General features: G+C 68.1%; 23 protein-coding genes. 8 read left to right on the forward strand and 15 right to left on the reverse strand.

Annotated elements, in window-relative coordinates:
- Nucleotides 1–200: 200 nt before the first annotated feature.
- Together QH196_RS01510 and QH196_RS01515 are read right to left on the reverse strand one after the other, a co-directional pair.
- Nucleotides 201–548 carry a hypothetical protein gene (locus QH196_RS01510; RefSeq protein WP_280413934.1) on the reverse strand — a complete coding sequence of 116 codons (348 nt, stop codon included), beginning with the start codon at nt 546–548 and terminating at the stop codon, nt 201–203.
- A 70-nt stretch (nt 549–618) separates the two neighbouring features.
- Nucleotides 619–1,380 carry an Rv1157c family protein gene (locus QH196_RS01515; RefSeq protein WP_280413935.1) on the reverse strand — a complete coding sequence of 254 codons (762 nt, stop codon included), beginning with the start codon at nt 1,378–1,380 and terminating at the stop codon, nt 619–621.
- A 503-nt stretch (nt 1,381–1,883) separates the two neighbouring features.
- Here QH196_RS01515 and QH196_RS01520 point away from each other — a divergent pair.
- On the forward strand, nt 1,884–3,047 hold the full coding sequence (locus tag QH196_RS01520) for a mannosyltransferase (protein ID WP_280413966.1): 1,164 nt from the start codon (nt 1,884–1,886) through the stop codon (nt 3,045–3,047).
- On the opposite strand, the gene QH196_RS01525 is transcribed toward QH196_RS01520, so the two are convergent.
- Together QH196_RS01525 and QH196_RS01530 are read right to left on the reverse strand one after the other, a co-directional pair.
- Entirely contained in the window at nt 2,992–3,282 is a 291-nt protein-coding gene (locus tag QH196_RS01525) for a 4a-hydroxytetrahydrobiopterin dehydratase (RefSeq protein WP_280413936.1), read from the reverse strand. The genes QH196_RS01520 and QH196_RS01525 overlap by 56 nt on opposite strands.
- A 75-nt stretch (nt 3,283–3,357) precedes the next feature.
- On the reverse strand, nt 3,358–3,534 hold the full coding sequence (locus QH196_RS01530; protein ID WP_280413937.1) for a hypothetical protein: 177 nt from the start codon (nt 3,532–3,534) through the stop codon (nt 3,358–3,360).
- 148 nt (nt 3,535–3,682) lie between these two features.
- On the opposite strand from QH196_RS01530, the gene typA reads away from it, so the two are divergent.
- The 4 genes from typA to QH196_RS01550 all read left to right on the forward strand — a co-directional run bounded on the left by typA (nt 3,683) and on the right by QH196_RS01550 (nt 8,893).
- Nucleotides 3,683–5,581: a translational GTPase TypA gene (gene typA / locus QH196_RS01535; protein ID WP_280413938.1), complete on the forward strand. Its 1,899-nt coding sequence runs from the start codon at nt 3,683–3,685 to the stop codon at nt 5,579–5,581.
- A gap of 50 nt (nt 5,582–5,631) precedes the next feature.
- Nucleotides 5,632–7,419: an ABC transporter family substrate-binding protein gene (locus QH196_RS01540; protein WP_280413939.1), complete on the forward strand. Its 1,788-nt coding sequence runs from the start codon at nt 5,632–5,634 to the stop codon at nt 7,417–7,419.
- On the forward strand, nt 7,401–8,321 hold the full coding sequence (gene mshB / locus QH196_RS01545; protein WP_280413940.1) for an N-acetyl-1-D-myo-inositol-2-amino-2-deoxy-alpha-D-glucopyranoside deacetylase: 921 nt from the start codon (nt 7,401–7,403) through the stop codon (nt 8,319–8,321). Before QH196_RS01540 ends, mshB begins: the two co-directional genes overlap by 19 nt.
- A 119-nt stretch (nt 8,322–8,440) precedes the next feature.
- Complete coding sequence (locus QH196_RS01550) at nt 8,441–8,893, forward strand: hypothetical protein (protein ID WP_280413941.1); 453 nt, start codon at nt 8,441–8,443, stop codon at nt 8,891–8,893.
- Nucleotides 8,894–8,900: 7 nt separating this feature from the next.
- Here the strand turns inward: QH196_RS01550 and QH196_RS01555 are convergent, their stop codons facing one another.
- From QH196_RS01555 to QH196_RS01565, 3 genes are all read right to left on the reverse strand, one after another.
- Nucleotides 8,901–9,614, reverse strand: a complete 714-nt coding sequence (locus tag QH196_RS01555; protein WP_280413942.1) for a DUF1906 domain-containing protein — start codon at nt 9,612–9,614, stop codon at nt 8,901–8,903.
- Between the two features lie 379 nt (nt 9,615–9,993).
- A complete protein-coding gene (locus QH196_RS01560) occupies nt 9,994–11,154 on the reverse strand; it encodes a hypothetical protein (RefSeq protein ID WP_280413943.1) in 1,161 nt (386 codons plus the stop codon).
- A gap of 59 nt (nt 11,155–11,213) precedes the next feature.
- Nucleotides 11,214–12,653, reverse strand: a complete 1,440-nt coding sequence (locus QH196_RS01565; RefSeq protein WP_432279411.1) for an MFS transporter — start codon at nt 12,651–12,653, stop codon at nt 11,214–11,216.
- A 74-nt stretch (nt 12,654–12,727) separates the two neighbouring features.
- Between QH196_RS01565 and QH196_RS01570 the strand changes: the two genes are divergently transcribed.
- Both QH196_RS01570 and QH196_RS01575 read left to right on the forward strand, forming a co-directional pair.
- Nucleotides 12,728–13,243, forward strand: a complete 516-nt coding sequence (locus QH196_RS01570; protein WP_280413944.1) for a MarR family winged helix-turn-helix transcriptional regulator — start codon at nt 12,728–12,730, stop codon at nt 13,241–13,243.
- A gap of 53 nt (nt 13,244–13,296) precedes the next feature.
- Nucleotides 13,297–13,884: a TerD family protein gene (locus QH196_RS01575; protein WP_062973285.1), complete on the forward strand. Its 588-nt coding sequence runs from the start codon at nt 13,297–13,299 to the stop codon at nt 13,882–13,884.
- Nucleotides 13,885–13,977: 93 nt separating this feature from the next.
- On the opposite strand, the gene QH196_RS01580 is transcribed toward QH196_RS01575, so the two are convergent.
- The 5 genes from QH196_RS01580 to QH196_RS01600 form a co-directional block, all read right to left on the reverse strand.
- Nucleotides 13,978–14,391, reverse strand: a complete 414-nt coding sequence (locus QH196_RS01580) for a TIGR03668 family PPOX class F420-dependent oxidoreductase (RefSeq protein WP_432279412.1) — start codon at nt 14,389–14,391, stop codon at nt 13,978–13,980.
- Nucleotides 14,392–14,425: 34 nt separating this feature from the next.
- Nucleotides 14,426–16,378, reverse strand: coding sequence for a VWA domain-containing protein (locus QH196_RS01585; protein ID WP_280413946.1), 1,953 nt, complete (start codon nt 16,376–16,378; stop codon nt 14,426–14,428).
- Nucleotides 16,379–16,406: 28 nt separating this feature from the next.
- Complete coding sequence (locus tag QH196_RS01590; protein WP_280413947.1) at nt 16,407–17,804, reverse strand: ATP-binding protein; 1,398 nt, start codon at nt 17,802–17,804, stop codon at nt 16,407–16,409.
- Nucleotides 17,805–18,062: 258 nt separating this feature from the next.
- Complete coding sequence (locus QH196_RS01595; RefSeq protein ID WP_280413948.1) at nt 18,063–19,145, reverse strand: NAD(P)H-dependent flavin oxidoreductase; 1,083 nt, start codon at nt 19,143–19,145, stop codon at nt 18,063–18,065.
- A 140-nt stretch (nt 19,146–19,285) separates the two neighbouring features.
- Nucleotides 19,286–20,092: an NmrA family NAD(P)-binding protein gene (locus QH196_RS01600; protein WP_280413949.1), complete on the reverse strand. Its 807-nt coding sequence runs from the start codon at nt 20,090–20,092 to the stop codon at nt 19,286–19,288.
- Nucleotides 20,093–20,197: 105 nt separating this feature from the next.
- Here QH196_RS01600 and QH196_RS01605 point away from each other — a divergent pair, with 105 nt between their 5' ends.
- On the forward strand, nt 20,198–20,476 hold the full coding sequence (locus QH196_RS01605; RefSeq protein ID WP_280413950.1) for a CatA-like O-acetyltransferase: 279 nt from the start codon (nt 20,198–20,200) through the stop codon (nt 20,474–20,476).
- Here QH196_RS01605 and QH196_RS01610 read toward each other — a convergent pair.
- The 3 genes from QH196_RS01610 to QH196_RS01620 are packed head-to-tail and all read right to left on the reverse strand — an operon-like array spanning nt 20,437 to nt 22,842.
- Nucleotides 20,437–20,847 carry a hypothetical protein gene (locus tag QH196_RS01610; protein WP_280413951.1) on the reverse strand — a complete coding sequence of 137 codons (411 nt, stop codon included), beginning with the start codon at nt 20,845–20,847 and terminating at the stop codon, nt 20,437–20,439. The two genes, QH196_RS01605 and QH196_RS01610, sit on opposite strands and share 40 nt — an antisense overlap.
- A gap of 54 nt (nt 20,848–20,901) precedes the next feature.
- Nucleotides 20,902–21,774 (reverse strand): LLM class flavin-dependent oxidoreductase, encoded by an 873-nt coding sequence (locus QH196_RS01615; protein ID WP_280413952.1) that lies wholly within the window; start codon nt 21,772–21,774, stop codon nt 20,902–20,904.
- 48 nt (nt 21,775–21,822) lie between these two features.
- Nucleotides 21,823–22,842 (reverse strand): aldo/keto reductase, encoded by a 1,020-nt coding sequence (locus QH196_RS01620; RefSeq protein WP_280413953.1) that lies wholly within the window; start codon nt 22,840–22,842, stop codon nt 21,823–21,825.
- Nucleotides 22,843–22,851 lie beyond the last annotated feature (9 nt).

Raw genomic sequence — 22,851 nt, forward strand, 5'->3', positions numbered from 1 at the left:
GTCGGAGGGTGAGTCGTGATCGGCCGACCGAACACGGCGGATAGCCTCCGGCGCATCGGAACCGGGGGTTCTGTGATGAGTGAATTCGGACAACAACGACTGCTGCCGCCGCGTCAGCACGGCACCTCGTGGCGTGAATACGATTGTTCGACAGGCTTATGCCGCGCCGACGGAGTCGGCGCCAAAAATACAGACACCTCTCACGTTTGGCAGTGGCGGGTCGGGGCGACCCGGAGGTCGGGTTCGTCCGCGACCACCCGTAGCCCGGGCCGTTCCTCCGGACTCGAATGGTTACCCATCCACGACAGCAGCGACCAGCGCGACAGCCCGGACAGCGCCGAACCGAGGCTCAGGAACGACCCGCTGGAGATGAGCGATCCGAAGGATCCGATCGAACCGATCGACAGTACCGATCCGGCGCTGCCGATGGACAGTATGGAATACGCCGATCCGATCGACAGGATCGACCCTTCGGATCTGATGGACAGAATCGACCGCGACGCGCGCCGACTCCGGATCGACCTGTGCGAATGCTCGACAGTCGCCATATCCCCGGTTTACCACAATCGGGCCTGTTTTCCGGCGCATGAAGGCGCCGGAAATACAGTGGGTTGGTGACTAGCCGACGGTGAAGAAGCCCAGGGTCGGGGCGAAGGAGCAGGTGCGCGCCTCGGTTTCGGTGGCCTGGGTGGTGAGCCCGCCGCCGATGACCGCGACCACGCGCCCGGTGCCCGTGTTTGCGATTGCCGAAAGCGTCGCGGGACCGTCGGGGTTGATCTTGGCTTCGTCGGTGAGTACCTCGGTGCCGACGGCGCCGGTATCGATGTTGCGCCACTGCACCGTCATCGGCTGCGGCTGTTCGGCCGTGGGCCGTTCGGTGCCGAGCGCGGTGAACACGAAACCTGTCTGGCCTGCGGCCGGGCCGGGCGGCGGCAGATGCGCCGGGCCGGGAACCGCGAGCGCCGTGCCGACGGAGTCACCGGACGGGGCGATGCAGCCCTTACCGATCGTCGGGTAGAGGAACTGGGCGATCACCGGCCCGGATTCCGGGATATCGGGGCCGCCGCCACCGCTTCCGTCCAGGAAGGTGATGACCCGTTCCAGGGTCGATTTGATCTGCGGGGGCAGATTCACCGTATCCAGCAGGGCGCGGGCCTGAGCCAGGATCGCGGCCTGGGGGCTACCCGGCGCGGCAACGTCTTGGGCGATGGGCGCCGCCGGCGGATTGACGATGACCGGGGCCAGGGCGGCGAGAACGTCGACCGGGACCCCTTCGGGGACCATCGGGACGCTGTTCACCGATGTCTGGGGGGCCGGGGCCGCGACGGCCGGCGCGGGCGCCACGAGGGAGGCGCCCGCCGCAATGGCGAGCGCGGACATTGCGATCCGCGATCCTCGGGTGCGAAGCACTGGTCTAGCCGTCCTTACCTCGGGTACATCTGGGCGACGCTGAAAAGCCGTCGTTTCGGGGTCACTCTAAGGACACTGGCGCGCGTTGTACAGCACCGGGGTAGCGATTGCGACCCCTATTTCGCTGTGATACCAGACAGTAGCGGGTAACCATTGTGACATGTGTGAAATTTGAGTCGAATGTATATGTGTGTCGCGTGGGGTAACCCGATGTTTCGGACATCGCCGGTTTCCGTTCGCCGACACCAGCGGACGATCCGGCCAACCGGTCGCACAGCGCCACCACACGGTCGGGTTAATGTATTCCGCGCCGGAAACACCTGCCGCCGCGCCGGGGCCGGCCGCCGACCCGGACCGACTCGAAAGCCCACGTCTTGAATCAGCCCAGCGCCCGGACCGACCTTCGGGGGTTCACACCGTTTCGCCTGGCCCTGGCGGCACTGGGAATCAGCGTGGCGGTGCGCCTGCTGTGGATGCTGCTGACGCCCAACGGTATGAACCTGGTGGATCTGCACGTCTACGTGGACGGTTCGGCGTCGCTGCTCACCGACCGTCTCTACGATTTCACCTACGCCGAGAAAACTCCGGATTTCCCGCTTCCCTTCACCTATCCGCCGTTCGCCGCGGTCGTCTTCTTCCCGCTGCATTTCCTGCCGTTCACGGTGGTCGCGGTGCTGTGGTTGTTCGCGATCGTCGCCGCCCTCTACTGGGTGGTGCGGATCGCCTTCGAATTGATGCTGGGTCCGGCGGCGTTGACCGAGCGGCGGTGGCGAACCGCCACGGTGGCGTGGACGGCGGTGGGGCTGTGGTTCGAACCCGTACGCACCACGATCGACTACGGGCAGGTGAACGTCTTCCTGATGCTCGGGGTGATGCTCGCCATCCGCAGTACGCGGTGGTGGATCTCGGGGACGCTGGTCGGGCTGGTCGCGGGAATCAAGCTGACACCGGCGATCAGCGGGCTGTATTTCCTGGCGCGGCGCCGCTGGCTCGCGGCGGTCTGGTCGGCGGTGGTCTTCGGCCTGACGGTCGGGGCCAGTTTCCTGATCAACCCTCAGGAGACCCGGCGCTACTTCGGCACCCTGCTCGGTGATGCCGACCGGATCGGCCCGGTGGGTTCGGTGTGGAACCAATCCCTGCGCGGGGCGCTGAGCCGGCTGCTGGGTACCGATGTCGGCACCGGGCCGTGGTGGATCGCCGGCGTACTGGTGATGGCAGCACTGGGCTGGTTCGCCTGGCGGGCGCTGCGTCGCGACGATCTGCTGGGTACCGCGCTGATCGTGCAGTTGTTCGGGTTGCTGATCTCGCCGATCTCCTGGTCACATCATTGGGGCTGGCTGCTGCCGACGGTCCTGTGGCTGCTCTACGGACCGTTCCGGGAGGTGGCCGGTGCGAAGATCCTGGCCGGATACTGGCTGGTCACCACCCTGGTGGGCGCACCGTGGGTGCTGTCGTTCCTGCAGGATTCGATCTGGACGATCTCGCGGTGGGGGGTGTGGTCGTGGCTGGGCGCCGTCGATGTGATCGGCGTGCTCGCGCTCTACTCCTGGACCATCTGGGCGGGCCGGGCGGTGTCCCGGGTCAACGCCCCGCCAGCCGATCTATCTCCCGGGCCAGCGCCACGTCCTGTGCCGTGAGCCCGCCCGCGGAATGCGTGGACAGGACGAAGGTCACCTTGCGCCAGCGGATATCGATATCCGGATGGTGATTCGCCGCCTCGGCGGCCTCCGCGACGCGGCGCACGAGTTCGATACCGGCGAGGAAGGACGGCGCCTGCACGGTGCGGTTGATCGTATCGCCGGCACGCGACCAGTCCGGCAGCGAATCGAGGGCGTCGGTGATCTCGGTTTCGGTGAGCAGTGGTGTGGTCATACCGCTGTGGTACCCCGCGAATTCGCATTCTCACAACAGTGGTCACCGGCGATTCGCCTCGCGGCGCTGATCGGCTCAGGCGGCGCGGGCTTTCTTCAGGCCCTTTTTCAATTCCTTACCGGTGGCGCCCGCGGCTTCCAGGCGTTTCATCCGCATGATCACGACAGGGCATTTCACGCAGCGCGTCTTCTTTCGACAGCACTTCTTCTTCGGCTTGAGGCTCGACACCTCTTTCGCCTTGACCTTGCCCATGAGGGTTAGCATACCCTTACCTTGGGCGGCGCGAACAAGCGACCAAAGGCCCCGGTAGGGTATACCCGGCCCAGATGCCCGGTGAGTCCTTATCTCCCTATTCCAGGGTCCGACCGAGAAGCAACAGCCAACAGCAGGAGGAACCGGCGTGTCGTCTGCACGCGATTTTCGCAACGTCGCCATCGTGGCACACGTCGACCACGGCAAGACGACGCTCGTCGACGCCATGCTGCGACAGTCCGGCGCTTTCGCCGAACGTGCCGAACTCGTCGATCGAGTGATGGATTCCGGCGATCTGGAGCGCGAGAAGGGCATCACCATTCTCGCCAAGAACACCGCCGTACACCGGCACCATCCGGACGGCAGCGTCACCGTCATCAATGTCATCGACACCCCCGGCCACGCCGATTTCGGCGGTGAGGTCGAACGCGGCCTGTCCATGGTCGACGGTGTGGTGCTGCTCGTGGACGCCTCCGAGGGGCCGCTGCCGCAGACCCGGTTCGTCCTGCGCAAGGCCCTCGCGGCCTGTCTGCCGGTGATCCTGGTGGTCAACAAGACCGACCGACCCGACGCCCGGATCGCCGAGGTCGTCGAGGAAAGCCACGATCTACTGCTGGACCTCGCCTCCGATCTCGACGACGATGCCGCCGAGGCCGCCGAACTCGCCCTCGATCTGCCCGTGCTCTATGCGTCGGGCCGCGCGGGCAAGGCATCCAAGGAGCAGCCGCAGAACGGCGAGGTGCCGAACGCGGAGAACCTGGACGCACTGTTCGATGTGCTGCTCGAGAACATTCCCGCCCCCAAGGGCGATTCGACCGCGCCGCTGCAGGCCCACGTCACCAACCTCGACGCATCGGCCTTCCTGGGCCGGCTTGCGCTGGTGCGGGTCCACAACGGCGAACTCCGCAAGGGGCAGAACGTCGCGTGGATGCACGCGGACGGCGTGAAGAACGTCAAGATCACCGAACTGCTGCAGACCGTCGGGGTCGAGCGGCAGCCGGGTGAGGTCGCGGTGGCCGGCGATATCGTCGCCGTCGCCGGTATCGCCGACATCATGATCGGCGATACCCTCGCCGATCCCGACGAGCCCGTCGCGCTGCCCCGGATCACGGTGGACCAGCCCGCCATCTCGGTGGTCATCGGCACCAATACCTCGCCGCTGGTCGGCCGGGTACAGGGGCACAAGCTCACCGCCCGGATGGTGAAATCGCGGCTCGATCAGGAACTGGTCGGCAATGTCTCGCTGCGGGTGCTCGATATCGGCCGCCCGGACGCCTGGGAGGTGCAGGGCCGTGGTGAACTCGCCCTCGCCATCCTGGTCGAGCAGATGCGGCGCGAGGGCTTCGAGCTGACCGTCGGCAAACCGCAGGTGGTGACCCGCCAGGTCGACGGCAAGGTGCACGAGCCGTTCGAAGAGCTCACCATCGACTGCCCGGACGAATACCTGGGCGCCATCACCCAGCTGCTGGCCGCCCGCAAAGGCAAGATGGTGCAGATGAACAACCATGCCGCGGGCTGGGTCCGGATGGAGTTCATCGTGCCCTCGCGCGGGCTGATCGGGTTCCGTACCGATTTCCTCACCGAGACCCGCGGCACCGGTATCGCCAACGCGGTCTCGCACGGTTACGCGCCGTGGGCCGGCGAGATCCGGGCTCGGCACACCGGATCGCTGGTGTCCGACAGGTCCGGCAGCGTGACGCCGTTCGCCATGATCCAGCTCGCCGACCGCGGGCAGTTCTTCGTGGAACCCGGTGCGGAAACGTATGAGGGCATGGTCGTCGGGATCAACCCGCGCGCCGAGGACCTCGATATCAATGTGACCAAGGAGAAGAAGCTCACCAATATGCGCTCCTCCACCGCCGATGTGATGGAGACGCTCGCCAAACCACTGCAGCTGGACCTGGAAGCGGCCATGGAATTCTGCGCGGCCGACGAATGTGTCGAGGTGACCCCGGAGATCGTGCGGGTGCGCAAGGTGACGCTGGCCGCCAATGAGCGGGCCCGGGAACTGTCCCGCCGCAAGGCCCGCGACCGGGCCGCGCTGTAACCGGTTTCGCCGCCGGACGTGACCGCCGGGCGTTGGGTAGAGTGCCGAGGATGATTTCGGGGAGGCGCGCGGTGTGGCGCGGGCTGCTGGTGCTGTTGGCGGTGCTCGTTCCGGTACTGGCCGGATGCACCGCCGACCCGCCGCCGCCCATCGCCAGTACCGACAGCCCGAAAACCGAACCGGCGCTGCCGACCAAGAACACGGTGGTGGTGGCGGTCGACGATATCGGGATCGGGTTCAACCCGCATCTGCGGTCGAATCAGTCCCCGGCGACGTCGGCGGTTGCGGCCATGGTGCTGCCGAGCCCCTTCCGGCCGACCCCGGATCCGGCGGCGCCCGGCGCGACGCTGTGGGTACCGGATACCGCCTTGCTCGAATCGGCGACGGTTACCTCGCAGGCACCGTTCACCATCACCTACCGGCTGAAGGATCAGGCCAACTGGTCCGACGGCGCGCCCATCGCGGCCGAGGATTTCTGGTACCTGTGGCAGCAGATGATCACCCAGCCCGGAGTGATCGATCCCGCCGGGTACCGGCTCATCTCCGACGTCCGCTCGTCGGGCGGCGGGAAAACCGTCACCGTGGTCCTGAACGAGCCGTATCCGGCGTGGCCGCAGTTGTTCGCGAACCTGCTGCCCTCGCATCTGATGAAGGATTCGCCGGGCGGTTTCCAGCGCACACTGGTCGAGCAGATCCCGGTATCGGGCGGTAACTTCACCATCGAATCCGCCGATCCCGGCCGCGACGAGATCCTGCTGGAACGCAACGACCGGTTCTGGGGCACTCCGGCCCGGCCCGATCAGATCCTGCTGCGCCGGGGCGGCACCACCGCCCAGCTCGCCGATTCGCTGCGCAACGGCGATACCCAGATGGCGCTCGTACACGGCGGTGTCGCCACCGAGGCCCAGCTCGCCGCGATTCCCTCGGTGCGGACCGCGATCATGCCGCAATCCCGGCAGCTGCGGCTGACTCTCAACGGCCGCGACGGTGTCCTCGCCGATCACCGCGTGCGCACGGCGGTCCTCGCGCTGCTGGACCCGGCGCTACTGGCCACCGTCGGCGCCCAGACCGGCAACTGGGTGGAACCGGTTCGCGCGCAGGTGCTCTCCCCCTCCGACCCCGGCTACACCCCCACCCAGCCGCCGCCGCTCAACGCCGACCAGGCCTTCGGGCTGCTGGCCGAGGCCGGTTTCGGCCGGGCGCCGGAACCACCACCGGTCTCGGCCACCTCCCCCGCACCGCGACCGCGTTCGCTGGCCCGCAACGGTGAACCCCTCGTCCTGCGGATCGGTGCGGTGACCGGCGACGATACCGCCCTTGCCGTCGCCAATACCGCCGCCGACCAGCTGCGCAGCGCCGGAATCGACGCGTCGGTGCGTAATCTGCCGGCCGACGAGCTGTACGGGAAAGAACTGGTCGAGAACACCATCGACGCCGTTGTCGGCTGGGAGGCGACCGGTGGTGACCCCGCGACGGCACTGGCCTCCCGCTACGGTTGTCCGCCCGCGGCGCCCGCCGAGGCGCCCGAAGACGGTGAGCAGGAATCCGAAACCGAGGTGCCTGCCGCCGTGGAAGCGGCGCGGCAGGCGCCCAGCAATCTGTCGGGTGTCTGCGATCCGCAGTTCCAGCCGGCGATCGACGGAGCCCTGCGCGGGGTCGAGGTGCCCCGCACGCTGGCCGACGCCGAACCACGGCTGTGGGGCGAATCGATCGTCTTGCCGATCGTGCAGGACAATGTGGTCGCCGCAGCCGGCCCGTCGGTGGACGGTGCCTCGCTCAGCGGAGCCATCCAGGCGGGCATCTTCGGTGACGCGGCGATGTGGCGGCGGATCCCGTGACGCCCGACGCCGAACGCACACCCGCCCCAGAAGGCGGGCTGTTGCTGGTGCACGCCCACCCGGACGACGAAAGTATCACCACCGGTGGCACCGTCGCGCACTATCGCCGGCTCGGGGTCCCGGTCACCGTGGTGACCTGCACGCTCGGTGAAGAAGGCGAGATCATCGGCGACACCTGGGCCGGATTGGCCGCCGATCACGCCGACCAGCTCGGCGGCTACCGTATCGGCGAACTGACCCGCGCCCTCACCGAACTCGACGCCGGCGCGCCCTGTTTCCTCGGCGGTGCCGGCCGCTGGCGCGATTCCGGTATGGCCGGCACCCCCGCCGCCGATCATCCGCGCGCCTTCGTCCGGTCCGGTGACGCCGCCGTCGAGGCGCTGGCCGAAATGATCTTGCGGTTACGGCCCCGTGTGGTCGTGACCTACGACCCCCACGGGGGCTACGGGCATCCCGACCATATCCGGGCACATCAGGTCACCACCGCCGCGGTGACGGCCGCCGCGGCCCGCGGCTGGGACACTCCCAAGCTCTACTGGACCGTGACCGACGCCGATATCCTGCGCGATCATCTGCGGGCGCTGGCCCGGCGCACTGTCGACGGCCTGCCCGGCGCCCTGCCGCCCGGGTGGCGGCTCGCGGCGGAAAACGAACTCGCCTGCGTACCGAGCGCCTCGGTGACCACCACGATCGATGTGGCCGATGTATTGACCGCCAAACGTGCCGCGCTGCGGGCCCATGCCACCCAGCTGGCGGTCGCGCCGTCGGGGCGCGAGTTCGCGCTGACCAATATGGTCGCCCAGCCGGTTCTCCCCGAGGAGCACTACATACTGGCGCGCGGCCGGATCGGGCCGCGCGCCGCGGACGGCCGCGAAGACGATCTGTTCGCCGGACTGGCGTAGCCGCCGGGCACCGCGGCGCCGAATACACTCGTCCGCATGCAGCACTGGGAATTCGAGGGCGACCCGGCCCGCGCGGCGCGGGCGACAGCAGGTGCACCGCCGGCGACTCGGCCGCGCCGGTGACCGCCACCGTGGACGATTCGGCGGCCCCGGCCCGGAGCCTGCGGTCGCGGATCGGCGGCTGGGCCACCGCTGCCGTCAACGGGATACCCGGCCCGTTGATCATCGCCGTGCTCGTCCTGGACGCGGTGATCGCACTGATCCTCGAGGTGCTCTATCTCCCCCTCTATATCGGCACGGTGCCGGTGCCGATCACCGCGATCCTGGCGGGGCCGGTGAATCTGGCGCTGGTGTGGGCGGTCGCGACGGTGAGCACCCGGCTCTCGGTACTTTTCCTGCCGGTCGGCGCGTGGCTGGCCGCATTCCTGATCGCCGCCAGCCGCGGGCCGGGTGGTGACTACCCGCTACGCAGCGATCTGCCGACGCTGCTGCTGTTCCTGTGCGGGGCGGTGGTCCCGCTGATCTACATGTATGTGGCGGCGAACCGGCCGAAGCCGGCGACGAAGAAATGAGCCGTGTTCACCAGGCGCCGTATTCCGCGGTGAGGATACTGTTCACATCCACCCCCACCCCGTCCACCGTCCGATCGTCGATCTCGAACTGGTGCAGGTTCGCCGCGGGATGCACGAACCCTTCCGGGGTGCCCCAATCGTGCTGCCAGAACCAGGCACCCACCCCGGCGATCCGGGCCAGTTCGATGGTGGGGGCGTTGGCGTACACACCGGTGTTCTCGCGACCCACCACCGATTGCCATCCGTGCAGGTAGGGCAGGATCATGGTCGCGAAATCGACGGGCGTGGGATTGTCGTCGATGGACGCGTAGATCGGCCGATTCTCCGGACCGCCTGCGTCGCGGTGCAATTCCAGCCCTCGTTCGGCATGCCGCTTACCGGCCTCCAGCCCGCCCCGCCAGTCCGCGGTGGGGCCCTTGCCGAACTGGTAGCAGGACACGATCGCCAGCCCCGCCTCGCGCAGCGCCGAAACTTCCCTGGCCAGCAGCGGTTTCCCTGCCATCCACTCCGCCCCCGGCCGCCGATCCGACACGTACCGGATGACCCCCGCGTGCCCGGCCGCCTTGATCGCTTCCGCCGACGGCACACCCGCCGCATAGTCGAGCAGTGTGCCCCGCGCTGCGGCCGCGGCGGGCCGGGCGCCGAACGCCGAACCCACTGCTCCCGCCGCGACTCCGGCGGCGGTGTACCCGAGCAGCGCACGTCGTGACAGAGAAACCATCGAAGTCTCCTTCGCACCCGGTGGAAACAGCACAGGTCTGTTCGGGCGCCGTCGGGCCCCATTGCGCATCGACAGCCTCGAACGCGGAAACCATTGCATCACGTGCGGTGTTCTCCACCGTGCTGACGCGCGGGTCCCGCGGAGCACGGCACGAACCGCGGGCGACTGCGCCGGCGATCCGCAGACGGAATTCCCCGGCACACCGAGCATGAGTACGGGGTTCGCCGACGCTTGCCACTCTCTCGGGGAAGCCGCGTCGCTGTCGACAGCGGGCAGCTCGCAGTGCACACCTGTCTGCTCGGCACGGTAGCGGCCCACGCCTCCGGAGCCGGGCATCCATATTCGGTTCGGACCACCGGCTTTCGGATCGGTCGCCGTGCTACAGCATGCGGTCGATTCGTGCGGCCACGTCCAAGGTGCGGGTGGCGGGGTCGGCCAGTTCGGCGCGGACAACCCGTACCACCTGGGCGATGATCTGTTTCTTGATCCCGCCCAGGACACCCAGGGCGGCGGCGCGCATGCCCTGGGCCGCGTATTCGAGGCGGACGTCTTCGCGGGCGGGTGGATCCACCTCGACCACGATCAGTAGCGGATCGGCGGCGTGGGCGGTGAGGACCAGGGGAATCTCTACGTCGGCCCGGTAGCGGTTGTCCTTGAGAACGTTGACGGTGAGGTCGAGCGATACCGGAACCGTGAGACCGAAACGCACCAGGGCGATATCACCGTCCCCCGCCGGGGCCGCGGGTAGGTCGGTGAGCAGCGGCTGCCCGACCGCACCGCGCACGGTGACCTCGGCGGCCGCGCGGGGTCCGGTGCGGAAGGGGCCGATCTCGATCGGTCGGCCGGCCAGATGCGCGACGAAACCGGCGAGACGTTCCCGGGTGACCATCCACGGGAAGAAACGGCGGCCGAACTCGGCATAGTCGATCCACTCGAATTCGGTGCGGCCGCGGTGCGGAGAGCGCCGACCGTCGACGATGGCCTCGATATCGTAGATCCGGCTGCGCATGACACCGGGATCGCGCAGCATCGTATTCACCCGGTTCGCGACCTCGTTCTGCAGCAGCCCGGAGATCGGATCGAGCATCCATTCGGCCACCGAATCCGCCGCGGCCAGCCGCAGCAGCACCCGCACATCCGACCGCCGGACCTCCGGGATATCGATCACGATGAGCAGCGGGTCAGCGGTGCGGGCATGAAACGTGAGGTCGATCGATACCACCGTTTCCAGCCCGAGCCGGCGGCCGCCGAGCAGGATTTTCGCGGCGAGCGAGACCGGGATCCGGACATCGAAACTCACCCGCGAACCGCGGCGCACCACCTGGGGCCGCCCGATCCGGCCTTCGGCCAGGAAACCGGCGAGCCCGGCCGGGCCGAGATTGAACGGGCCGATACTCAGCCCGCGTCCGGTGATCCCGGCGACCGCCGCCTCGATCCGGGATTCGGTCACCGCGTGGGTGACGAATCGTTCGCCGAATTCGGCGTAGTCGATCCATTCCATCTCGACTGCTTCGACCGGTTCCATGAGCCGTTCCGACACCTTCACCTCCACCGCCGAAGCTCACGCTACGCGATCGAGGTTTCGGGCTTGCGCGGCTCTCATGCCGGGTCCGCCATATTCGTCTGTTTCGGGATGAGCGCGGTGAGTGCGATGGCCACGCAGGCGGCGGCGACGGAGATCAGGAAGGTGGTGTGGAAGGCGTCGCGGGACGGCAGGACCTGGCTGCCGAGGGTGATGGTCATATTGGCCAGCACCGCACTCATCACCGCGGCCGAGGTCGATGTGCCGACCGAACGCATCAGCGCATTCAACCCGTTCGCGGCCGCGGTTTCGGTAACCGGGACCGCACCCATGATCAGCGCGGGCATCGCGGCGTAGGCCAGCCCGACACCGCCCGCGACCAGGACCGATGCCAGCATGATCTGCCAGACACTGTTCATCATCGCCGAAGCGCACAGATAGCCGAGACCGACCACGGCCGAACCGGTTCCGAGGGTCAGCTTCGGGCCGAAGCGGGCCGAGATCCGGGCCGATACCGGGGAGAGCAGCATCATCACGCAACCGCTGGGTGCCAGCGCCAACCCCGCGGCAACCATGGACAATCCGAACCCGTAGCCGGTGTCGGCAGGCGCCATCAACAGCTGCGGGAAGGTCAGCGACATGCCGTAGAGCGAGAATCCGACGGCGATCGAGGCGATATTGGTGAACAGCACGCGGGGTCGCGCGGATACCCGCAGATCCACCAGCGGGTGCCGGCGGCCGATCTCGTATCGGCCCCAGCCGAGGAAGACCAGGATCGATATCGCGAACAGGGTGAGGATCGAGGAGCTGGTCCACCCCCATTGCGCGCCCTGGGTGATCGCGATGAGCAGGGCCAGCAGGGCGGTCGCCAGCCCCGCGGCACCGCCGAAATCGAACGGGGCGGGGGTGCGTACCGGCGATTCGGGGACGAACCGGAAGATCAGCCCCGCGCCGATCGTGCCCATGGCAGCCGCCGCCCAGAACAGCACATGCCAATCCGCGTGCTCGGCGATGACCGCGGCCAGCGGCAACCCGATCGCCCCGCCCACCCCCAGCGTCGAACTCATCACGGCCATGGCCGAACCGACGCGCTCCGGCGGTAATTCGTCGCGCAGGATGCTGATCCCCAGCGGGATGGCGCCGATCGCCACACCCTGGAGCGCGCGCCCGGCGACCGAGGGAATCAGTGACGACGACATCGCGCACAGCACCGAGCCGATGACCATCGCGAGCAGGTCGAACAGCAGGATGCGGCGTTTGCCGAACATATCGCCGAGCCGGCCGCTGATCGGCGTGCACACCGCCGAAGCCAGCAGGGTTACCGTGATCACCCAGGACGCGTTGGTGGGCGTGGTGTTCAGGAGGGCGGGCAGGCTCGGGATGAGCGGGACCACCAGTGTCTGCATCAGCGAGACCACGATGCCGATGGTGCTGAGCGTTGCGATCAGGATGGTGGGCGAGACGCCCGGACGACCCCGTTCGCCGGATCTGGAGGGGTCATCGGCAACGGCGGTCACATCTATGCACGTTACATAGCCTGTGTATGGTGCACAATTTTGCAATCGGACGAATCAGACGCCATAGTGGCCGAATGTCCGATTCGGCTCTGCCCGCCGGTGCGGCGGATCACCGGGATCCGACCGTCTTGGCACGGCTCGTCCTGGAGTTGACCCTGCTGTCCCGGCACCATCCCGCCGCGCGCCGCAGAACCCCGTTCCAGCTGGACAGATCCGCGTATCTGATCCTGACCCGCCTGCAACTCGGAGCGCCGCTGTCGCTACGCGAACTGGCCGAGGCGTTCGGTCTCGATGTCTCCACGATCAACCGGCAGGTCGCCGCGATGATCGAACAGGATCTCGTGGAGCGGGTCCCCGACCCCGATGGCGGGGTGGCCCGCAAAATCCAGCCGAGCGAAAAAGGGATCCGGCTCATCGAGGCCGATCTCGAACTGCAGCGCAGCGGAGTCGCGAATATGCTCGCCGACTGGCCCGACGACGAAATCGACCAGCTGGTCCGGCTGATGGAGCGGTTCAACGAAAGCGTCGAAGGAGTCGTGCGCCACCCCTGGCCGCGCCCGTACCGGCCCGCGGGTTCGAGCGGTCGATAAGCGCGAACTCGCCGGTCACCCGGTGTTCTCCGGCAGCCGGTACCGTTGGGCCCATGATCACGCTCAAAAAAGAAGACGGCGCTGCGGATCTCGCGGGGATGACCAAGCTGAGTGTCGGGGTCAGCTGGGATCCCTCCGCGGGCGCCAGCGGTGGCGCGCTCGGCTGGGCGCGCCGCAAGAAGGGGGTGGACCTGGACCTCATCGCCATTCTCATGCAGGGCAGTGAACCGGTGCGGTTCGCCGGGCTGGATTCGCTGGATCCGCTGGGCAACGGTTCGGTGCTGCATTCCGGCGACGAGCAGACCGGTGCGGCCGCCGGGGACGACGAAACCGTGCATGTGACCTTCGCCGATGTTCCCGACGGTATCGATGCGGTCATCTTCGTCGCGGCCGCGTTCAAGAAGGGCACTTCCTTCGAGAAGGCGAACAATATCTCCTTCAAGGTGTACGACGCATCCGGCGGCAGCAGCCAGCAGGTGGCCGATATCTGGCCGTCGCTGCTGGGGGCCGACAATGCGAACGCCGTGGCCCGCGCGTTCCGCAACGGCAATGCCTGGCAGCTCGAGGTGCTCAACCGCAAGGGCAAGATCAAGCAGGGCGATAAGCAGGCGCTGCTGCGGTTCGCCATGGGCGGTCAGTGAGCAGGACGTGAGCGGTCACGCGCCGGCGGCGGCCACGGTGTCCGGCGCGTTACCGATGGTGACACCCGCTCGGTGTGAGTGGATTCCCCCACATCAGGCCGGGCCGGCGGACCAGCCGGACCAGCGGGTGACCTCGAGCGCGAGCACCGGCCCGGGCGGCGGCTGATCCCGGTATACCGGGTATCGCGCGGTCAATTGCTCGATACCGGTGCGCGCCTTCCCTCCCGTCACCACCGCGGCGACAGCGTCGGCACGCACCCACCACAGGCGCGTCCAGTCTTCCTCGTAGTAGTCCGTCAGGACCGCAACTTCCGGGTTCGCGGTGATATTCGTGAGGCGACGCAGGGCCGTGGTCGATTTCGGTTTCGCGTCCACGGCCGTGTAGATCGTATCGCCGGCGACGGCGAAAACGATGGGCACGAGATGCGGGCTGCCCTCGGGGGTCACCGTGGCGAGCCGGGCGACCCGGGCCGCGGCGAACCGCTCCCGAGCCTGCCCTTCGTCCAACCGCATCCGCCCTCCTCGCATATCCGCCGGTGGGTCAGCGGCGCCTGCCCCGCAGGTAGTCGCTGACCACGGCCGCACCGAGACCGTCCAGGTCCGGTGCCACCACCCGGCCGCCGCTGCGCCGGGCCACCATATCCACGAAGGCGGCCAGCCGCGGCTGGTCACCGAGCATGAACACCGAAATGGACGCGCCCAGTTTCGCCAGCGAATCCACCTGGATCATGGTGGTGGCGAGAGTGCGCCGGTCCGGCGGCCAGTTGAAGAACGATGTCCCGTCGGATTCCAGATGGGCGGTGGGTTCACCGTCGGTCACCACCAGTACCACGGGCACGGCGTCGGGGTGGCGGCGCAGATGCCGGCCGGCCAGCAGCAGCGCATGGTGCAGATTGGTGCCCTGTTCCCAGACCGGTTCCAGCGCGGTCAGTTCCCCGATCTCCACCGTGGTGGCATGACGGCCGAAGGTGATCAGTTCGAGTGCATCGGTGCGGAACCGGGTGCTGATCAGGTGTTGCAGCGCCAGCGCGGTGCGCTTCATCGGCACCCAGCGCCCGTCCTGCACCATCGACCACGAGGTGTCCACGCACAGCGCGACGGCCGCGCGGGACCGCTGCTCGGTCTCGGCGATCTCCACATCCGCGACATCCAAGGTCACCGTGGGGCTGCCCGCGGACGCCGTCCGCAACACCGCGTTGCGCACCGTCCGCGAGACATCCCACGGTTCGGTATCGCCGAACTGCCAGGGCCGGCTCGCGCCGGTCAATTCCCCGGCGGCGCCGGCGCGGGCGGTTTCCCGCTCTCCTTTGCGGCTGCGCAGCTGTCCGACGATATCCCGCAGCGCCACCTCCCCGAGCTGCCGTAAGGCCTTGGGGGTCAATCGCAACGAGCCGTCGGGTGCCCGTTCGAACAGACCCTGGCGGCGCAGTTCCCGTTCCAGTTCCGCCAGCCGGGCGGCGTCGACCCGGGCGTCGGCGCCGAGCTGACGTTCCAGCTTTTCCAGGTCGATATCCTCGAGCCGCGCGCCCGGATACGACTGCGCGAGCTGCGCGGCGAGTTCGTCGAGTTCGCCGAGGTCCTGCATCGCCTCGACCGCCTCCCCCATCCCCAGCGGATCCTGGCCGCGGAACCGCCGGCCCGACTCCCAATCCTCACCCGGACGCAGATCACGCAGATTGGCGTCCAAGGCGGCGATCTGCTGGGCCAGCGCGGAATCGCCGAACGCCTGCCCGAGCAGTTCGTTCAATTCCGACCGCTGTTGATCCGACATCGAATTCAGCATCCGCTGCGCGGCGGCGGAGCGGGCGGCCAGGCTGTCGATCAATTCCTCGGTGTTGCGGGGGTTCTCGGGGAAGAACTCACCGTGCTCGGCCATGAACTCGGCGAACTGTTCGGTGGTGTCCTCGCCGCGGCCGTGCGCGGCCAGCAGGTCGTTGAGATCCGACATCATCTGCCGGACCCGCTCCACGTCCTGTGGGGTCGTGTTCTGCAACGCCTGTTTCATACCCTGGAAGCGGGATTCCAGTAATTCCCGGCCGAGTAGATCACGGATCTGCCGGTAGTTCTCACGTCCGGTTTCCGAACGCCACCGGTACTCACCGAGTTCGCGGACCGCACCCGCGGTACTGGACGGCAGGGCGTCCAGCTGCATTTCGGCGAACCTGGCGTCGTCGGCGGGATCGGGGAAAAGTGCCCGGCGTTCGGCTTCCAGCGCCTTGTCCAGCAGCTCCCGGACCTCTTGTAATGTCCCGTCCAGGCGATGGTTACGGGAGATCTCGGCCCGGCGTTCCCACAGCCGCCGAGTCAGCTCCTCGAGCCCCGGCAGCCCGGTCGTTCCACGTCGCAACAGTTCCTCGAGGGCCGACCGCGGCGACGAACCCTCCATCACCTCACGGCCGATATCGGCCAATGCCTCCCGCAGGTCGAGCGGAGGCGCGAGCGGATCCGGCCCCTCGTGATAGGGCCCGTAGGAATAGCTGTCCGCCGCTGTCATGCCGCCTCTTCTCCGGCCGGTACAGCGTTCACGCGCCGTACACCGCTGTGCCCTCGTCATCGGAATCCTTGGCCACCCGGCGCGCCAGATACAGGGATTCCAGGGCGAATTCGACCGCGGCCGCGATCCGCGCGGGCGCCTCCCCGGCGTCCACGCCGAGCCGGACGGCCACCTCGTGCAGCACCGGCAGCTCCGGCAGTCCCGCCAGTACCTGGGCCCCGGGCACCCGCTCGCCGGTGGTCACCAGATGTCCCTGTTCCACAGCTTCCGCAAGCGGTTGCAGATCCAGCCCACCCAGCCGCGTCCGTGCGGTCTCGGCGAAGGCGCGCCGCAGCATATGGGTGAGATGCTCCTGTTCCCGCCCCTCCTCACCGGATTCGAATTCCAGTTTGCCGCGCAGGACGGCCGGTACCGATTCCAGATCGACCGGCCGGGCGACGGCCGGATTCTCCCCGGTGAGCGCGGCCCGGCGCAGCGCCGCCGCGGCCACCGTTTCGGCCGCCGCGACCGCGAAACGCGCCGATACCCCCGAGCGTTGATCGATGGCCGGCGATTCCCGCAACCGCCGCACGAACCGGGCCAGCACCTCGATCAGCGGATCGCCCACCTCGGCGACCAGTTCGGCTTCCTGCCGCACCAGCGCCATCTCGGCGGGCACGGTCAGCGGGTAATGGGTGCGGATCTCCGCACCGAAACGGTCTTTCAGCGGGGTGATGATCCGGCCGCGGTTCGTGTAGTCCTCCGGGTTGGCCGTGGCCACCAGCAGCACATCCAGCGGCAACCGCAGCGTATAACCGCGGACCTGGATATCGCGCTCCTCCATGACATTCAACAGCGCGACCTGGATTCGCTCGGCCAGATCCGGTAGTTCGTTCACGGCGACGATGCCCCGATGTGCCCGCGGCACCAGCCCGAAATGGATGGTCTCCGGATCACCGAGACTGCGCCCCTGGGCCACCTTCACCGGGTCCACATCGCCGATCAGGTCCCCCACGGACGTATCCGGGGTGGCGAGTTTCTCCGCGTACCGCTGCGACCTGTGCCGCCAGGTGACCGGCAGATCGTCGACGAGTTCGGCCGCCAGCCGCAACCCCTGCGGACTGATCGGTTCGAGTGGATGTTCGCCCAGTTCCAGCCCCTCGATCACCGGGGTCCATTCGTCGAGCAATCCGAGCAGCGTCCGCAGCAGCCGGGTCTTGCCCTGCCCGCGCTCCCCCAGCAGCACCACATCGTGACCGGCCAGCAGCGCCCGCTCCAGTTGCGGCAGCACGGTCCGCTCGAATCCCACGATCCCCGGCCACGGATCCTCCCCCGAGCCCAGCCGGGCCAGCAGGTTGTCCCGGATCTCGGCCTTCACACTCCGCGGCGCATACCCGGCCGCCCGCAACGCGCCCGCGGTGGCGGGCAGGTCTGTTGGCACAGTCACCTCACCGACGCTACGACGATTTCCGTCATCGGTCGACAGCTGGGCGATCACCGCCACTGCCGGGACCCGTTTCCGAGCGAGACCTGTCCATGCACCAGATAGGCGCTCGCGCCCTGTGCGCAGCATTTCGGCCGGCGATTCGGTGCAGGCAGCCCCGCCTGAGCGGGCCGGTATCGCTGCTTTGCGATTCGTCGGTGCGAGCGGCCCGCCCCATCGGGTGTCTCTCGCCCGATGTGCCGGCGCGCGGTTCGATCCCGATCAGCGGTTCGGCAGCGGAGCGCCATCTCCGCCGCCTCGGTCACCGCCCGCTCCGTGCGCAACGGCCTCGGTCCAGAGCCGCCGCAGGATGGTCGCGGCCGGGTCCGCGGATGTCGAGCGGTAGCCGGTGCCGGCCCACAGCGCCATATCCGCCGGCGCGTTCCGCTCGGCCGCGGCCGCACGAACCGGGCTGGTGAGGTGATGGACCTGGGGGTACGCCGCGGGCGCGGCCGCGTCGTAGGTGGCGATGAATTCGTTGGCCAGTCCGCGGGCAGGTCGTCCGGAGAACGCGCGGGTCACGACCGTGCGGGTGAACCGTGGATCGCCGAGAGCATCCTTGTATGCCATTTTCGCCCCCGACTCCGGGCTCCGCAGGAACGCGGTACCGAGCTGTACGGCCACCGCGCCGCGGGCGAGCAGTTCCGCGATCCGGGCGCCGTCACCGATTCCCCCGGCCGCCACCACCGGCAGCGGGCACCGCGCCGTGATCTCGTCGAGCAGGGCCGGCAGGGGCGTAGTTTCCGGCTCGTCCTCGACCCGGAACGTCCCCCGATGCCCGCCGCCCTCCGGGCCCTGAACGCACAGCGCCCCGACCCCCAGATCCGTCGCGGCGCGCGCCTCCCCAGGGTTGGTCACCGTAGCGATCACCGTGCATCCCGCCTCGCGGAGCCGCCGGACGATATCTGCCGGCGGCAGGCCGAACGTCAGCGAAACCACGGGGACCTGCTGTTCGATCAGCAGATCGACCTTCGCCGCGAACCAGTCGTCGTCCTGCTCCCGGATGGGCGGCAGTTCGATCCCGTACCGCTGGGCGGCCGCACGTAACCGGTCGCGGTATTCGTGGACGGCGGCGGCATCGTAATCGGGCTGCTGTGGGACGAACAGGTTCACCCCGAACGGTACCTCCGTGCGGTCCCGCACCTCCCGGATCTGTTCGCCCAGCGCCTCCGGGGTCTTGTAGCCACCCGCCAGGAAACCGAGACCGCCGGCTTCGCCGACACTCACCACCAGGTCGGGCGTGGACGGACCACCCGCCATCGGCGCCGCGATGATCGGAACGGAGAGGTTCGCGAGATCGAACACGATCCACCTTTCTGCGCTGGTCGGATTCGGTTCCGAGGTTACCCAGTCCGGTCGCGGAGGCCGGAGACCGCACAGCGGGCGGCCCGCCACCGCCGTACAGCCTGGTGACGACGACGGCGGCGAGCTACCGAACCTGCGGCTCAGTAACGATCCTTGTGCTCGGTCACCCAGTCGGCGAAGGTTCGCGCGGGCCGCCCCAGGAGCCGTTCGACGGTGCCGTCCGGAATCCGCGCCTCCGCCGGCGGATCCGCATGCCATCCGACGACATACTCGGCATCGGCACGGGAGACCCCTTCGCGCAGCATTCTTCCGACGGCCGCCTCGCCGCCGATCTGCTGGAAAGCGATATGCCGGCCCAGTGCGGCGGAAAGGATATCCACCCGCGTACTCGTGGTCAGCGCCTCCGGCCCGTTCAGGTTGTATGCGCGGCCCGCATGCCCTTCTTCGGTGAGAGCGAGGGCGGCCACCGCACCGAGGTCGCCTTCGTGCACGACCGCACTCGGCAGGTCGAACGGCTCGCGTACCACCCCCTCCCCGCGGATGGACTCCCGCCAGGTCAGCGCATTCGACATGAACTCCTGGGGTTCGAGCCGGGTCCAGGCCACACCGGATTCCGCGACCGCGGTTTCGGCGGGTCCGACGTATCCACCCCACAGGATGGTGATCCGCTCGACCCCCGCGGCAACAGCCCGTCGCACCAGTTCCGGCCCGGTCTCGGCTACTCCGGCGGTCACGGTGATATGCAACCCGGTGACACCGTCCAATGCGGCTTCCAGCGTGCCCGGCTCGGTGTGGGTGCCGGCCACGATTTCCACCCCTGACGGCAGCAGCGCTGCTGCCCGCTGCGTATCCCGCGTCAGCGCCCGAACCGGCTGCCCGCGCCCCAGCAGCTCGGCCACCACATGCCGTCCCGTATTTCCCGTTGCGCCCGTTACCAATATCGTCACTGTGAGCTCCCTTCCACCGGGAACGCTAAGACCTGAACATAAGTTCAGGTCAACCCGGCGGCGGCACCGGTTGAGCGTCCGAGTACGGGCAGGCAGGCTCGAACCATGGCGAGCCTACGACCGATCGAACGCAACGAATGGGTGCGAGCCGAATGGTTCGAGCACTACCGGCATCGTCGGCCCACATATTGTGCGATGACAGTCGACCTGGATGTATCCGCTCTCGTACAGAACGCCCGCGCCGCCGGTCGCAAAAACTATCCTGCGCAGATTTGGGCTTTGGCCACGGTGGTCAACCGGTCGGCTGAGCCCACGACACTTGCCGGCGTTTCACTTCGCCCGGGTCACGACGAAACGAACGGCCAGTCGTCGGGGTGGCGGTAGGGCACAGCGACGATCTGTACCGCGTCCTCGTGGACTATCCGCCCTGGGCGGGCCGTACGCAGCTCGACCCACCCGACTCCGGAGCGGTCGAGTAGGCGCAGGTAGCCGCGGGTCGCCTCGAGCAGGCTCGACGCATCACCCTTGAACCATGCTCGGGCGCCTGGATTCGTTTGCGGGTCATAGCAATCGGGCGTGCTGCCGGTCGGGTCCGGATAGGCGGCGTTCATATACGCGTTCGCCGCTCGTAGCCATTCACCGTCGGCGGGGCCGAGTAAACCGGTGCGGGCGAGGCCGTTCGCCATGGCGAAAACGCCCGGATATCGCCCGTGGCGGTTGGGAACTGCACTCTGGAAGCGGATGTACTCCGGCATCGCAAGAACCCTAGCGCCGGGACCGCCGGACCAAAAGCGCACGCCGGGCCGCGATTACGACGACGGCGCGATGAGTTCGTCGGCCACCCATTGCGCAACGCCGACCGGATACGGTGAGTCCAGGCCGAGGACGAAATGCCGGATTCCTGCCTCGAAGGCTTCGGCTATCGCATCGCGGGTGGCGCCGGGCCGGTCGTAGGAGACCGGCAGGAAAGTCGACCGGACGATCGAGGCGGGGTCGCGGCCGATATCGGCGCAGTAGCGGTCCAGCAAGGCCCCACGCTCCACGATATCGGCGGTATCACCGCCCGGGATGTTCCACAGGTCGGCATGTTCGGCGATCACCCGCAGCACCGCGTCCGAGCGACCGCCGATCATGATCGGCGGGTACGGCCGCTGAACCGGTTTGGGATTGCCGAACGCACCGGCCAGCCGGAGGTGTTCGCCCTGGAAATCGAACGGTTCGGGTTCGGTCCACAGCCGCCGGATCACCGTGCAGGCTTCGTCGAGGTTCTGCACCGAACTGCCGAAACCGTGATACGGCAGGCCGTGCGCATCGTATTCGCGGCGGGCTATCGGCAGGCCGGGCCGGGAGCCCGCGCCGATCCCGAAATCGAGCCGGCCACCCGAGACGATATCGACGGTGGTGGCGATCTTGGCCAGCATCGCCGGGGGCCGGAAGCGGTTACTGGTCACGAGCAGCCCGAGCCGCAAGCGGTGGGTTTGTGCAGCGAGGGCGGAAAGCAGGGACCAGCCTTCGAAGATCGGCCCCGTCATATCGCCCGCGATCGGGAAGAGATGGTCGAACAGCCAGGCGTGCCGGATTTCCGGGAGAGCGTCGGCCTCCTGCCAGACGCGCACAATATCCTGGTAGTCGACCTGCATGGGTGCGGTCATGATGCCGAAGCTCGGCGCTGTGTGCGGCATGTGATCAGTCCTTCCGGCAGCGCACAGAGACGGGTCGAAGTGCGGAGTTCACCGGCGCCGCAGCGCCGGATCGAGCAATGCGGGTGGGGTATCGAATTTCTCGCCGGGGGCGAGGTCGGCACCGGGGGCGACGATGGTGTCGATCGCGTCGAGTACCTCGGTGGACAGCACGGTGTCTCCCGCCGCCAGCTGGGAATGCAGATGATCCAGGGTGCGCGGGCCGATGATCGCACTGGTCACGCCCGGGTGGGCGGTGACGAAACCGAGCGCCAGCTGAATCATGGACAGGCCTGCCTCGTCGGCGAGAGCGGCCAGTTTCTCGACGGCATCCAGCTTCGCGCGGTTGGCGGGAATCGTGGTGTCGAAGCGGTCCGGGAGCATGGCCGACCGGCTGGTCGAGATCTCCCGGTCCGCCCGGATGGCGCCCGAGAGCCAGCCCGAGGCCAACGGACTCCACGCCAGTACCCCGAGCCCGTATTCCTCGGTGACGGGCAGTACGTGGGCCTCGATCCCCCGCTGCAGGATCGAGTAGGCGGGTTGTTCGGTGACGTAGCGGCCGAGGTGATTCTCCCGCGCTGCCCACTGCGCCTGGACGATCCGGTAGGCCGGGAAGGTGGAGGAACCGAAGTAGCGGATCTTTCCCGCGCGTTGCAGGTCGGTCAGCGCCGACAGGGTCTCCTCGTCGCTGGTGTCCGGATCCCACCGGTGCATCTGGTAGAGGTCGATATGGTCGACGTTCAGCCGGCGCAGGCTGTCGTCCACGGCCGTGCACAGCCAGCGTCGTGACCCGCCTCGATGGTTGCGTTCGTCGCCCATCGGCATGGTCGCTTTGGTGGCCAGCACGATATCGTCGCGGCGGCCGGCGATGGCCTTGCCGACCATCCGCTCCGATTCGCCCTGGCTGTACATATCCGCGGTGTCGATGAGGTTGATACCGCCGTCCAGCGCGACGTCGATCATGGCCGTGACCTCGTCCTCAGTCGTTTTCCCGAGACTCCCGAAATTCATGGCACCGAGTACGAGGGTGCTCACCTGCACGCCGGTCCGGCCCAAGCTGCGGTACTGCATAGCTGTTCC

It is taken from the genome of Nocardia carnea (assembly GCF_029868325.1).
Classification (GTDB): Bacteria; Actinomycetota; Actinomycetes; order Mycobacteriales; family Mycobacteriaceae; genus Nocardia; species Nocardia carnea_C.

Bases quoted from the DNA above. Each gene is read 5' to 3' on its own strand.
- QH196_RS01510 (WP_280413934.1), bottom strand. From the start codon at position 548: ATGGCGACTGTCGAGCATTCGCACAGGTCGATCCGGAGTCGGCGCGCG.
- QH196_RS01515 (WP_280413935.1), bottom strand. From the start codon at position 1,380: ATGTCCGCGCTCGCCATTGCGGCGGGCGCCTCCCTCGTGGCGCCCGCG.
- QH196_RS01520 (WP_280413966.1), top strand. From the start codon at position 1,884: ATGCTGCTGACGCCCAACGGTATGAACCTGGTGGATCTGCACGTCTAC.
- QH196_RS01525 (WP_280413936.1), bottom strand. From the start codon at position 3,282: ATGACCACACCACTGCTCACCGAAACCGAGATCACCGACGCCCTCGAT.
- QH196_RS01530 (WP_280413937.1), bottom strand. From the start codon at position 3,534: ATGGGCAAGGTCAAGGCGAAAGAGGTGTCGAGCCTCAAGCCGAAGAAG.
- QH196_RS01540 (WP_280413939.1), top strand. From the start codon at position 5,632: ATGATTTCGGGGAGGCGCGCGGTGTGGCGCGGGCTGCTGGTGCTGTTG.
- QH196_RS01555 (WP_280413942.1), bottom strand. From the start codon at position 9,614: ATGGTTTCTCTGTCACGACGTGCGCTGCTCGGGTACACCGCCGCCGGA.
- QH196_RS01570 (WP_280413944.1), top strand. From the start codon at position 12,728: ATGTCCGATTCGGCTCTGCCCGCCGGTGCGGCGGATCACCGGGATCCG.
- QH196_RS01575 (WP_062973285.1), top strand. From the start codon at position 13,297: ATGATCACGCTCAAAAAAGAAGACGGCGCTGCGGATCTCGCGGGGATG.
- QH196_RS01585 (WP_280413946.1), bottom strand. From the start codon at position 16,378: ATGACAGCGGCGGACAGCTATTCCTACGGGCCCTATCACGAGGGGCCG.
- QH196_RS01605 (WP_280413950.1), top strand. From the start codon at position 20,198: ATGGCGAGCCTACGACCGATCGAACGCAACGAATGGGTGCGAGCCGAA.
- QH196_RS01610 (WP_280413951.1), bottom strand. From the start codon at position 20,847: ATGCCGGAGTACATCCGCTTCCAGAGTGCAGTTCCCAACCGCCACGGG.
- QH196_RS01615 (WP_280413952.1), bottom strand. From the start codon at position 21,774: ATGCCGCACACAGCGCCGAGCTTCGGCATCATGACCGCACCCATGCAG.
- QH196_RS01620 (WP_280413953.1), bottom strand. From the start codon at position 22,842: ATGCAGTACCGCAGCTTGGGCCGGACCGGCGTGCAGGTGAGCACCCTC.